The following is an 11,769-nucleotide window of genomic DNA, read 5'->3' on the forward strand; positions in this document are numbered from 1 at the left end:
GGTTCCGATCACGGTCGGGTAACGGGTCTCGCACATCGTAGGGGTGGAGAGCATCACGACCCTGGCACGGTGCTGGACTGTCGCCAACACCGGTCACAGGTTCGGATCGCGCAGCCACCGCACGCGCACGCCGAACGGGTCGGAGACGGCCACGGCGACACCGTCGAGCGAGGCCGTCGCGAACGCGTCCGGGTCGGCGGCGTCGACGTCGTCCGGCAGCGTCGCCGCCACCCCGCGCAGGATCCCGGTCCGCTCGAGCGCGATCCAGTGCACGCCGCGTTCACGCACGCGGTCCACGAACCGCTGGCGGTCGGCGCCCGGCACGTAGACCAGGGTGCCCGTGGTCAGGACAACCGGCTCCACGTCGTCCGGCAGGGCGTCCAGTGCGCGGTCGAGGTCACCCGGCAACGTGCCGACGAGCCGGACGGGAGGCACGGCGAGCGTCGCGCGCGCCGCCTGACGCATCAGGGCGGTCCGGTCCAGGGCCTCTGGCGGGACCGCCTCGACGAGACGGTCGAACGCGCCGTCGGCTGCGAGGTCGATCGGGTTCGGGTCGAGCGCGACCCGTGCGCCGATCGATATCGGCGAGTTCGCCGGCGCGGGGGTGTCGCCGGTGACGTCGACGACCAGTCGGATCGAGGGGTCGGCCACCGCCGTGTGCATCCGCACGAGGTCGGCCCCAGGTCCCGTCCGGTGGTCCACGGTCACCCGGTCCGGGATCGAGCACAGGCCGGCCGCAGCGCCGGCGTCGACCAGGCCGAGCGGCCGCGAGGCCCGCGCGGCGAGCGCCGCGAACAGCGGGACGACGGGGCCGAGCCGTCGCGGGTCGTTGGCCTGCACCGTGGCGGAGGCGAGCGCCGCGACCAGGGCGGGGCGGGCCTCCCGTCCGATCGCGCGCAGCGCACCGGGGTCCGACGGGTCCGCGCCCAGCCGCCGCGCGACCGCGAAGAACAGCTCCGGCTGCCGCTGCTGCTCGGGGACCTCGGCGAGGAGCGCGACCAGCGCGGCGTCGATGGAACGTGCCCACGCGGCGTAGGACGGCGAGACCGGCTCGATGCGGTCGGCGTACGCGGCGTACCGGGCTCGCGTGTCCGTCACCGCGCGGGCCGGTGCATGCCGACGTGACGGATGCCGGCCTCGTCGTAGGGCTCCCCGAACCGGACGAAGCCGTGCCGTTCGTAGAGTGCGGCGACGTACTCCTGCGCGTGCAGGACGAAGGGGTCGTGTCCGTGGGCCGCGAGCACGGCGCCGACGAGCCGGCCGGCGATGCCCTGCCCACGGTGGTCCGGGTGCGTCACGACCCGGCCGATCACCCACGCCGGGGGCGCCGCCTCGGCCGGGTGGACCTCGTCCGCAGCCGGACGGATCAGCCGCAGGTACCCAACCGCATCGGTGTCGGTACCGAACCACCAGTGCTCGGTCTCGGGCTCGCGGTCTCGGCCGTCGTAGTCCTCGGCCGTCACCCGTTGTTCGAGTGCGAAGACGCGGTTCCGGAGCACCACGATGCCGTACAGTTCGTCCGTCGTCAGACGGGTCCAGCGGGCACGGTGCACGGAATGCTCGGACATCGCAGCGAGTTTAGTGAAGTGGTCGGGAGTGCCCGGAAGAACCCGACCGGAAGCAGGAGGAAACCATGGCATACAACGTCGACAAGTCCGACGCCCAGTGGCGCGAGGAGCTCTCACCGGACCAGTACGCCGTCCTGCGTCAGGCGGGGACCGAACGACCGTGGACCGGTGAGCTCCTCGACGAGGAGCGTGCCGGCGTCTACACCTGTGCGGCCTGCGGCGCGGAGCTGTTCAAGAGCGGCACGAAGTTCGACTCCAACTGCGGCTGGCCGTCGTTCTACGAGTCCGTGAACCCCGACGCCGTGCAGCTGATCGACGACAAGTCGCTCGGCATGGTGCGCACCGAGGTCCGTTGCGCGAACTGCGGCTCGCACCTGGGCCACGTGTTCCCCGACGGCTTCGGTACCCCCACGGGCGACCGGTACTGCATGAACTCGATCTCGCTGAACTTCTCGGAGAAGCCGGCCGAGTGAGATCCCGACGCCCGCTTCGGTAAGATGAGCGGCGTCAGCCGGCATGGCGCAATTGGTAGCGCACCGTACTTGTAATACGGGGGTTGCGGGTTCAAGTCCCGCTGCCGGCCCCATATACTGGATTCGCAGGCCGCGACCTCTTCGCCGCCCGCACCGCCTTCAGCCCCGCCGCGCGCGGGGCTGTCGTGCGTCTGGGGCGCGTCCACCACTCCGCCCTCGTCAGGGCCAGGCCCCCGCGCCGTACGCGCAGCGTTCGATGTCTGAGACGAGTGCGGCGAGAACCCGCGCCTGACGATGGTCGCGTTCGTCGACGGTCTGGGACCTCACCCAGACGAACGCTACGAGATCAGCGATCTGCAGCATCCGCGAGTAGTGACTCGGCGCGAAGTGCACCGTGTCGAGAAGCCGTTCGAGCCGGGTCTGCATGTACGTTCCCGGCGTCCCGTAGGCCTGGTACACCGCGAAGCGCTCACGATGGCGGTCCCGATCCGACCGTTCGTCGGCGATGACCAGGGCGTGCATCTCCAGGTCGCCCGCTCTCCTGTCCACCCGCTGCAGCAGGTGCTGGAACGCAACCTGCTCCGGAGCATGCCGATCACGGAAACCACGCGCGTCCTGGTAGCGACGGAGTTGCTCCGGCCGAGCGCCGCGGAGCAACACCGTCGCGCCGGAAGCAACCACGGCTTCGACGACGTCGAGGAACACCTTCACGCGCACGCGCGGCGGCACCCCGCTCCACTCCCCCTTCCCGTGGAAGATCGGATGGGCATGGAGCTCCGTCTGCGCTTCGACGCCGTACTCCTGGAGCGCGGCGACGATCTCGTGCATGCGCTGTGTGAGCCAGCGGGTCTGCGCTGCATCCGCCATCACTGCACCGAACCCGTAGAGGTCTGGCTTGAAGGATTCGTCGACGAAACAGAGCAGCACGCTGGAATACTGCCGTACAGGATGCACCGGAGGGATCGCGACGCTCTGTCGACCACGAAGCGATGCCCCGGGTGATCACTCACCCGGGGCATCGGCGCATCGTGAACACGGATCAGGGAGTGTTCCGGGCGCTGGACGCGGTAACCAGCCGGTCGTGCGACGAGGATGACACCTCACCCAACCGTGCGTCCACACGGGGACGCCACATCAGCGCGAATCCGCACGAACGTGCACGGATCCTCAGCGTCCGCCGGTGATCTTGCGCACGCGCTGAGCGACACCTGCCGTGCCGTACGGGTAGTCGTCGATGCGCGGAGCGCTGGCGTCGGTGAGCTGCGTGAGCTCCGCGTCGGTCAGCACGAGGTCCGCCGCACCGAGGTTGTCCTCGAGCTGGGACACCGTCCGGGCGCCGAGGATGACGCTCGTGACAGCCGGTCGGGCGAGCAGCCAGGCGAGGGCGACCTGCGAGCGCGAGGCGTCGTGCGCCTCGGCGACCGCGGACACCGCGTCGAGGACGGCCCAGGTGCGCTCGTCACCGTTCCGCGCCTCCCACGCCTCCATCCCACGCGACGGGTTCTCGCCGAGACGGGTGGAGCCGCTGGGTGCTTCGTCTCGCTGGTACTTGCCGGACAACCAGCCGCCGGCCAGGGGCGACCAGGGCAGCAGGCCGATCCCCGCGTCGAGGCTGGCGGGGACGATCTCGTGCTCGATGTCGCGGACGAGCAGGTTGTACTGCGGCTGCAGCGTGACCGGCGGCGCCCAACCGTGCGCCTTGGCCTCGTACACGGCCTTGGTGATCTGGTGGCCGAGGTAGTTCGAGAAGCCGTACGAACCGATCTTGCCCGCGGAGACCGCATCGTCGAGGAACCGGAGTGTCTCCTCGATCGGCGTCAGGGCGTCCCACGCGTGCATCTGGTACAGGTCGATGTGGTCGACCCCGAGGCGCTCGAGCGAGGCGTCGAGGGCGACCCGGAGGTGCCGGCGCGACAGGCCGACGTCGTTCGGACCGTCGCCCTGCGGGAAGCGGCCCTTCGTGGCGAGGACGACCTGCTGCGCCTCGGTGGGGTGTGCCGCGAGCCAGCGACCGATGATCCGCTCGGACTCGTTGCCCGAGTAGACGTCGGCCGTGTCGATCAGGGTGCCGCCGGCGGCGACGAACGTGTCGATGATGGTGTGGGAGGTGGGTTCGTCGGCTTCGCTGCCGAACGTCATGGTGCCGAGGGTCAGCGTCGACACCGATGTCCCGCTGTTGCCGAGGAGTCTGTAGTCCATGGCCGGGACGGTACGCGCGCCGACCCGGGACAACGAGGACCTGGCAGTACCCGTCAGCGTGGGGCGGACAGTCTTCCGCCCTGCAGGAACGCCAGCGCCGCCTCGCGGAACGCCCGCGACGTCGGGGCGTTGAAGTGGTTCCGCCCCGGGATCTCGAAGAACGACGCGTCCGGAGCCGCCTGCGCCAACCGCACGGCGCTGTCGCGGATGCCGTCTTCGCTGCCAGCGGCCATCAGGATCGGCTGCGCGGGGGCGTTGTCCGGCGTCGGCTCGATGCTGTTCCGCATTCCCTCGACCATCGCCACGAGCGCCGCGAGGTCGTTCCCCTCGACGTTCCCCGCCATGGTCAGGTAGCCGTTCGTCACCCGGTCCTCGATCGGCGTGCCGTCCGCCAGGTACGCCTTCGCCTGGTCGACCCGCACGCGGCGCATCGGGTCGGCGTCGGGGATCCCGCCGAACACGGCACGGGTGATGCGGTCCGGCAGCCGTTCGGCGGTGTGCCAGCCGACGCGGGCGCCGAGGGAGTACCCGAGGAACGCGACCTCGTCGAGCAGGTAGGTGTCGATGACGGTGGTGACGTCGGCGACGAGCAGGTCCATCGAGTACGCACCGGGGTCGCGCGGCTTCGCGCTCGCGCCGTGCCCGCGCTGGTCGAACGCCAGCACCCGGTACCCGGCGCGGACGAGGTCGCGGGTCCAGCCGGAGGCGTGCCAGTTCAGCACCGCACCGGAGGCGAACCCGTGCACCGCGACGACCGCGGGGGCGTCGGGGTCGCCGAAGTCGTAGGTCGCGAGGCGCAGGCCGTCGGGCGACATCACGATGCGGGGACGGGGCGCTTCGGGGACGAGTGACATGTCCCCTCCAGGCTACCGGGGCACTGTGGTCGTCATGGACGGCTACGGCGGTGACCAGATCCGGGCGGCGGAGCGGCCGCACCTCGACGCGGGTGAGCCCCTCATGCAGCGCGCGGCCGACGGGCTGGCTCGCATCGTCGGCGACCTGCTGGACGACCCGGCCGTCCGGCCGGGTGACGGACCGGGGTCCGTCCTCCTGCTGGTGGGCAGTGGCGACAACGGTGGTGACGCCCTGTTCGCGGGTGCGCGGCTGGCGGCGGCCGGGAGGCACGTGGCGATCCTGCGCGTCGGCTCACGTGTCCACGAGGCGGGCCTGGCAGCGGCGCTGGAAGGCGGGGCGCGCCTGCTGGACGACGCTGCCGGCCCCGAGGCGGTCGTGACGGACGCTGCGCTCGATGCCGACCTGGTGCTGGACGCGATCCTCGGGATCGGGGTGCGGGGGCCTGCGGCCCTCCGCTCCCCCGCCCGCGAGGTCGTCGACGCGATCCGCGAACTCGCCCGCGACCAACGCGCGCCGTTCGTCGTCGCCGTCGACGTGCCGAGCGGCATCGACGTCGACACCGGCGGCATCGCCGACGAGCACGTCCTGCACGCCGACGTCACGGTGACGTTCGGCGGGGTGAAGGCCGGATTGCTGATGGGTCCGGCCGCCACCCTCGCCGGGCGGATCGAACTGGTGGACGTCGGGATCGGCGCGGACCTGGCGACCGTGGAGCCGCTGGTCCGCACCTGACCCCGATCCGGTCAGCGCAGCCGTCCCTCAGCGGTGCTGGTACAGGACCGGCTCCGGCAGGCCGTGCTCGGCACGGATGCTGCGTGCGATGCCCTCGACGGCGATGAGGGCGTCCACCACGAGCTCCGGCGTGACCGGGAACGGCATGTTGTGGATGGTCTCGCCCTCGACCGTCGCGGCCTCGGCGACGGCGCGGAGTTCCGTCGTGTCGTCGACGGTCAGCCCGATCTCGGTCAGGGTGTTCGGCAGGCCGACCTTCGTGGTGAAGACGACGAAGTCCTCGATCTCCTCGGCCGGGGCCCCCTCGAGCACGAGCTGCGCGATCGTGCCGATGTTGACCTTCTGACCGTGCGCCAGGCCGTGCGCCTGCGGGGCCGCGGTCAGTCCGTTGTGGATGGCGTGCGCGGCCGCGAGCCCGCCGGACTCGAAGCCGAGGCCCGACAGCAGGGTGTTCGCCTCGACGACCTTCTCGAGCGCGGGCGTGACCACCTTGGCCTTCACGGCCTCGATGGCCTGCAGGGCGTTCTCGTGCAGCAGCTTCCAGGACAGCTCGGCGAGCGCGACGCCGGTCTCGGTCTGCAGCCCGCCGGCCATGGTGTCGGCGTTCGCACGCTTGGCGGCACGGGCCTCGACCCAGGTGGCCAGGGCGTCGCCGATGCCCGCGACCAGGAACTGGACGGGCGCGTTCGCGACGAGCTTCGTGTCGATGAGGACGAGGTCGGGGTTGTGCGGGAAGAACCGGTACTCGATGAACTCTCCTTCTTCGGAGTAGATCACCGCGAGCGCCGAGGTCGGGGCGTCGGTGCTCGCCGCCGTCGGGACGCTCGCCCAGCGGATGCCGGCGAGGTGCCCGGAGGCCTTCGCGGCGTCGATCGCCGAACCGCCGCCGAGCCCGACGATGACGTCCGCCTCGGTCGACCGGATCTGCTCGACGAGGTCGTCGACCGCCTTCGGGGTGGCGAACCGGCCGAACCCGACCCGCTCGACCCGCAGGTCGGCTGCTTCGAAGCTCGCCGTGACCGCCGCTTCGACGATGCCCCACACGACGTCGTCGGCGACGATCAGGGGACGCTTGCCGATGGGGGCGACGAACTCGCCGACGCGGGTGATCGCGTCCTTGCCCTGCACGTAGCGGGCGGGGCTCATCACGGTGCTGATGGGAGTGGCCATGGTGTGGTTCCTTCCGGTTGGACGACACGTGTCGGGGTCGCCGACGATCCCGACGGTACGCCCGGGGCATGCGTGCGGCGTGCGAGTCCGGTGAGCCGTACATTCGGGGCATGACGTTCAACGACGATTCGCAGCTCAAGGGCGGCCGGGTGAAGCGCCGGGGTCGGACAGCCGCGGTCGGCGGCGGAGCGGTCGGCGTCACGGCCATCATCGTGTTCCTGGTCGCGCAGTTCACCGGTTTCGATCTCAGTGGGCTGGTCGGCGACGGGGGCACGACGCAGATCCAACAACAGGGGGAAACCGTAGACGCCGCACCGGAGTGCCGCACCGGCCGTGACGCCAACCTGAAGGTCGAATGCCGGATGGAGGGCGCCGCGGAGTCCCTCGACGGCTACTGGACGGCCGAGGCACGGGCGCTGGGGATCGCGTACACGGCGCCGGACTTCTTCCTGTTCGACGGCTCGACCGACACGTCGTGCGGCCAGGCGTCGGCCGCCACCGGACCCTTCTACTGCCCGCCGGACCGCGCGGTCTACCTCGACACCGCGTTCTACGACGACCTGCAGTCGACGTACGGGTCGTCGGGCGGACCGCTCGCGCAGATGTACGTCGTCGCGCACGAGTGGGGCCACCACATCCAGCAGCTGCAGGGCGCGTTCGCCAGCACGGACCGCTCGGGCACCGGGGCGTCGTCCGGCAGTGTCCGCGTCGAGCTGCAGGCCGACTGCTACGCCGGCGCGTGGGTCGGCGACGCCGCGAACACCGAGGACGCGAACGGCGAGACCTTCTTCGAGCCGATCAGCCGCTCCGAGATCGCCGACGCCCTGTCCGCCGCGAGTGCGGTGGGCGACGACAGCATCCAGGAGCGCTCGAGCGGCCGTGTCGACCCGGACTCGTTCACGCACGGGTCGAGCGAACAGCGCCAGAAGTGGTTCATCCGCGGCTACCAGCAGGGCGCGACGAGCTGCGACACGTTCAGCGTTCCGGGCTCGTCCCTGTAGGCGACAGCGACGCTCAGCGGCGCATCACCCCTTCGACGGCGTCGCGCTCGGGGTGGGCGTCGGCGTCGGGGTGGCCTCGGTGGCTCCGGCCGCCGTCACCACGAAGGTGCGGAAGTCGTCGTTCGTGATCGGCGAGGTCAGCTCGTACTGCTGCCCGTTCACGAGCACCAGCGGTGTGCCGGGGAACTCGGTGAGCGTCGACCCGGGGATGTCCCCGCCGGACACCGCGGTGGTCTGCTCGTCGACCCACTTGCTGTAGTCCTGGTCGGCGATGCAGCTCGTCACGGCGCGGCGGTCCTGCAGCCCCGAGACGCCCGTGACGACCTTGGTGAGCTGCGCGTCGGTGAGCCCCGGGGTGCCCTCTTCCGGCTGCTCGGCGTAGAGCGCCTTGTTCACCGCGTAGAACTGGTTCGGCGAGCGCTCGGCGACACAGGCGGCAGCGTTCGCGGCGCGGAGCGAGTACTTCGTCCCCTGCGACCGGTTCGACAGGATCGCGACGGGGTGGATGTCGACGGTGGCCGCCCCGGAGTCGACCAGGCTCTCGATGTAGTCGCCGTTGGCCTGCTCGAACTCGCCGCAGGTCGGGCAGAGGTAGTCGACGTACAGGGTGATGCGCACGGTGCCGGCACCTGCGGTGGCCGAGGCGCTCGGCGACGCACTGCTCGAGGCGGTCACCGGCTTCAGACCCTGGCCGAGCGTGATGCCGCCCTGCGACATGGTCGACGGACCGGGGCCGGCGGGCTTCACGGAGTCGACGAGGACGAGCGTCACGATCGTGGCCGCGGCGAGGAGCACGACACCGATCCCGATCTGCAGTCCGAGCCGGGTTCCGCGCTGACGGCGCTTCTGCTGTGTCCTGTGGCGCTGCGCTCGCTGTCGGGCGGCTTCGCGGCGCTCGTTCCGCGCGGCGCGGGCGTCACCCTCGGGGCGGTTGGTCATCGGTGCGTCGTCCTCCTGATCGGCGTCCGCACGACCTACCCCCGCTCGGCGGACGGACCCGGCGATTGTAGTAGGCCGCTCTGGGAACCACCCAACCACGCTCTGGGAACGGCCCGGCCGGGTGGAAAACACTGGCGCAGCCGCGAGAACTCGTGTTGTATGAAGCTCGATGGTCGACGACGACCATCCGGGGCCCTCGCGGGCTGACCGCTTCACTCGGATCGTCCGGCACGTACCTGCCGGTGAAGAAAGGACCGAACGCTCATGGCGTCCGTCACCTATGACAAGGCAACCCGTCTCTACCCCGGAGGCAACCGTCCTGCGGTCGACTCCCTCGACCTGGACGTCGCCGACGGCGAGTTCCTCGTCCTCGTCGGCCCCTCGGGTTGCGGCAAGTCCACCTCCCTCCGCATGCTGGCCGGCCTCGAAGAGGTCAACTCCGGTCAGATCCGCATCGGCGACCGCGACGTCACGGACGTCCCGCCGAAGGACCGCGACATCGCGATGGTCTTCCAGAACTACGCGCTGTACCCGCACATGACCGTCGCCGAGAACATGGGCTTCGCGCTCAAGATCGCCGGCGTCGGCAAGGACGAGCGCGCCACCCGCGTGCAGGAGGCCGCCAAGCTCCTCGACCTCGAGGACTACCTCGGCCGCAAGCCGAAGGCGCTCTCCGGTGGTCAGCGACAGCGCGTCGCGATGGGCCGTGCGATCGTCCGTCAGCCGCAGGTGTTCCTCATGGACGAGCCGCTGTCGAACCTCGACGCCAAGCTCCGCGTCCAGACCCGTACGCAGATCGCATCGCTGCAGCGTCGTCTCGGCGTCACCACGGTCTACGTCACGCACGACCAGACCGAGGCCCTCACCATGGGTGACCGCATCGCGGTGCTCAAGGACGGCATCCTGCAGCAGGTCGGCACGCCGCGCGACCTGTACGAGAAGCCGAACAACGTCTTCGTCGCGGGCTTCATCGGCTCGCCGGCGATGAACCTGCTGCCCGCCGACGTCGTCGAGGGCGGCATCAAGTTCGGCTCGCTCAACCACGCGATCGACCGTGACACGCTCTCCAACGCGCGTTCCGCCCAGATCACCGTGGGCATCCGCCCCGAGGACGTCGTCGTGGCGCAGTCGGGCGAGGGCCTGCCGGTCACGGTCGACGTGGTCGAGGAACTCGGCGCCGACGGCTACCTCTACGGTCACGCCGACGTCAAGGGCACGCGCGTCGACATCGTCGCCCGCGTGGACGGCCGTTCGCACCCGTCGATCGGTGACACCATCGTGGTGACGCCGAAGTCGGGCCACGTGCACGCCTTCGACACCGAGTCGGGCGAGCGCCTGGACGACAAGGCCGTCGTCAGCGCGTAACCGAAGCGCACTCCCCGAGAGCCCGCGCCGCCTCACAAGGGCGGGTCGCGGGCTCTCGGCTGTCCCCCACGACACCGAAGGATCCACCGTGCCCGACTCGATGTCCATCACCGCAGCCACCGTCGACCCCGGCCTGCTCGACCTGCCGTGGGACCTGCCGCTCGCGGACTGGCCGGACGAGACCATCGTCGCCCTGCCGAAGGGCATCTCGCGGCACCTCGTGCGGTTCGTGCACCTGAGCGGCTACGTCGCAGCGGTCAAGGAGACCGGCGAAGAGGTCGCCCGGTCCGAGTACGACATGCTCCGCACACTGCAGCGGATGGACGTGCCGTGCGTGGACCCCGTCGCCGTGATCACGAACCGGGTGGACGCCGACGGCGAGCAGCTGCACCCCGTGCTCGTGACGCGGCACCTGCGCTTCTCGCTGCCCTACCGCGCGCTGTACTCGCAGACGCTGCGCCCGGAGACCGCGACCCGACTCGTCGACGCCCTCGCACTGCTGCTGGTCCGACTGCACGTCATCGGCTTCTACTGGGGCGACGTCTCGCTCTCGAACACGCTGTTCCGGCGCGACGCCGGCTCGTTCGCCGCGTACCTGGTCGACGCCGAGACCGGCAAGCTCTACCCCGGCGGCCTCTCGAACGGGCAGCGCGAGAACGACCTCGAGGTCGCACGCGTGAACATCGCCGGCGAACTCCTCGACCTCGAGGCGGGCGGCCGGCTGGACGAGAACGCCGACCCCGTCGACGTCTCGAACCGCATCGTGGCGCAGTACCGGACGCTCTGGACGGAGCTCACCGGCACCGAGCAGTTCGACATCAAGGAACGCTGGCGCATCAACGACCGCGTCGAGCGACTCAACGAGCTCGGCTTCGACATCGAGGAGCTCTCGATCCACACGACCGAGGGTGGTTCGCAGGTGCGGATCCAGCCGAAGGTCGTCGACGCCGGACACCACCAGCGTCGTCTGCTCCGGCTCACCGGCCTGGACGCCGGCGAGAACCAGGCCCGACGCCTGCTCAACGACCTCGACTCGTACCGCGCACGCAACGGGCGCGACGAACTCGACGAGGAGATGGTGGCGCACGAGTGGGTCTCGCGGGTGTTCGAGCCCGTCGTCCGCTCGATCCCCCGCGACCTGCGCGGCCGGCTCGAGCCCGCCGAGGTGTTCCACGAGCTGCTCGAGCATCGCTGGTTCATGTCGCAGGAAGAGGAGCGCTCGGTCTCGCTGCCCGAGGCCACGACCGCGTACATCAACGACGTGCTGCGACACCGTCGTGACGAGCGCCTGCTCATCAACCCGCCGACCTCGTCGATGACGCTGCCGATCCCCGTCGTCGACGACGCCGAGCCCGCAGCCGACGAGTCCGACGACGTCGAGGACTGGCGCGCCACCGTCTGACCCGCGCGCGCAGCCCCGCCAGCCCGCGCCCCGCCCCGCCCCGTCGAGGTTCCGAAATCTCGGAA

Annotated in this window: 12 protein-coding genes and 1 tRNA gene; 6 read left to right on the top strand and 7 right to left on the bottom strand. The window is 70.6% G+C overall.

Features of this window, described 5'->3' with window-relative positions:
- Positions 1-93 precede the first annotated feature (93 nt).
- Together ITJ59_RS09760 and ITJ59_RS09765 are read right to left on the bottom strand one after the other, a co-directional pair.
- Complete coding sequence (locus tag ITJ59_RS09760) at positions 94-1,098, bottom strand: DUF2332 family protein (RefSeq protein WP_194650938.1); 1,005 nt, start codon at positions 1,096-1,098, stop codon at positions 94-96.
- Positions 1,095-1,568 (bottom strand): GNAT family N-acetyltransferase, encoded by a 474-nt coding sequence (locus tag ITJ59_RS09765; protein WP_194650939.1) that lies wholly within the window; start codon positions 1,566-1,568, stop codon positions 1,095-1,097. Before ITJ59_RS09765 ends, ITJ59_RS09760 begins: the two co-directional genes overlap by 4 nt.
- 65 nt (positions 1,569-1,633) lie before the next feature.
- On the opposite strand from ITJ59_RS09765, the gene msrB reads away from it, so the two are divergent.
- Both msrB and ITJ59_RS09775 read left to right on the top strand, forming a co-directional pair.
- Complete coding sequence (msrB, locus tag ITJ59_RS09770; protein WP_194650940.1) at positions 1,634-2,041, top strand: peptide-methionine (R)-S-oxide reductase MsrB; 408 nt, start codon at positions 1,634-1,636, stop codon at positions 2,039-2,041.
- A gap of 37 nt (positions 2,042-2,078) precedes the next feature.
- Positions 2,079-2,154: transfer RNA gene (locus ITJ59_RS09775), tRNA-Thr, on the top strand.
- A gap of 106 nt (positions 2,155-2,260) precedes the next feature.
- Here ITJ59_RS09775 and ITJ59_RS09780 read toward each other — a convergent pair.
- The 3 genes from ITJ59_RS09780 to ITJ59_RS09790 all read right to left on the bottom strand — a co-directional run bounded on the left by ITJ59_RS09780 (position 2,261) and on the right by ITJ59_RS09790 (position 5,094).
- Entirely contained in the window at positions 2,261-2,995 is a 735-nt protein-coding gene (locus ITJ59_RS09780) for a DUF3800 domain-containing protein (RefSeq protein ID WP_194650941.1), read from the bottom strand.
- 213 nt (positions 2,996-3,208) lie between these two features.
- The gene (locus ITJ59_RS09785) at positions 3,209-4,240 is read right to left on the bottom strand and encodes an aldo/keto reductase (protein ID WP_194650942.1); all 1,032 of its coding nucleotides are present in this window, start codon (positions 4,238-4,240) and stop codon (positions 3,209-3,211) included.
- A 53-nt stretch (positions 4,241-4,293) separates the two neighbouring features.
- The gene (locus tag ITJ59_RS09790; protein WP_194650943.1) at positions 4,294-5,094 is read right to left on the bottom strand and encodes an alpha/beta fold hydrolase; all 801 of its coding nucleotides are present in this window, start codon (positions 5,092-5,094) and stop codon (positions 4,294-4,296) included.
- Here ITJ59_RS09790 and ITJ59_RS09795 point away from each other — a divergent pair.
- Entirely contained in the window at positions 5,093-5,827 is a 735-nt protein-coding gene (locus ITJ59_RS09795; RefSeq protein WP_228511360.1) for an NAD(P)H-hydrate epimerase, read from the top strand. The two genes, ITJ59_RS09790 and ITJ59_RS09795, sit on opposite strands and share 2 nt — an antisense overlap.
- A gap of 27 nt (positions 5,828-5,854) precedes the next feature.
- Here the strand turns inward: ITJ59_RS09795 and ITJ59_RS09800 are convergent, their stop codons facing one another.
- A complete protein-coding gene (locus ITJ59_RS09800; RefSeq protein WP_194650944.1) occupies positions 5,855-6,997 on the bottom strand; it encodes a glycerol dehydrogenase in 1,143 nt (380 codons plus the stop codon).
- 110 nt (positions 6,998-7,107) lie between these two features.
- On the opposite strand from ITJ59_RS09800, the gene ITJ59_RS09805 reads away from it, so the two are divergent.
- Positions 7,108-7,998 (top strand): neutral zinc metallopeptidase, encoded by an 891-nt coding sequence (locus ITJ59_RS09805; protein WP_194650945.1) that lies wholly within the window; start codon positions 7,108-7,110, stop codon positions 7,996-7,998.
- A gap of 24 nt (positions 7,999-8,022) precedes the next feature.
- Here the strand turns inward: ITJ59_RS09805 and ITJ59_RS09810 are convergent, their stop codons facing one another.
- Entirely contained in the window at positions 8,023-8,937 is a 915-nt protein-coding gene (locus ITJ59_RS09810; protein WP_194650946.1) for a thioredoxin domain-containing protein, read from the bottom strand.
- A gap of 264 nt (positions 8,938-9,201) precedes the next feature.
- Between ITJ59_RS09810 and ITJ59_RS09815 the strand changes: the two genes are divergently transcribed.
- Together ITJ59_RS09815 and ITJ59_RS09820 are read left to right on the top strand one after the other, a co-directional pair.
- Entirely contained in the window at positions 9,202-10,302 is a 1,101-nt protein-coding gene (locus tag ITJ59_RS09815; RefSeq protein ID WP_194650947.1) for an ABC transporter ATP-binding protein, read from the top strand.
- Between the two features lie 88 nt (positions 10,303-10,390).
- Entirely contained in the window at positions 10,391-11,704 is a 1,314-nt protein-coding gene (locus ITJ59_RS09820) for a DUF4032 domain-containing protein (protein ID WP_194650948.1), read from the top strand.
- Positions 11,705-11,769: the final 65 nt, after the last annotated feature.

Origin of the sequence: Curtobacterium sp. VKM Ac-1393 (assembly GCF_015350995.1) — a bacterium.
Classification (GTDB): domain Bacteria; phylum Actinomycetota; class Actinomycetes; order Actinomycetales; family Microbacteriaceae; genus Curtobacterium.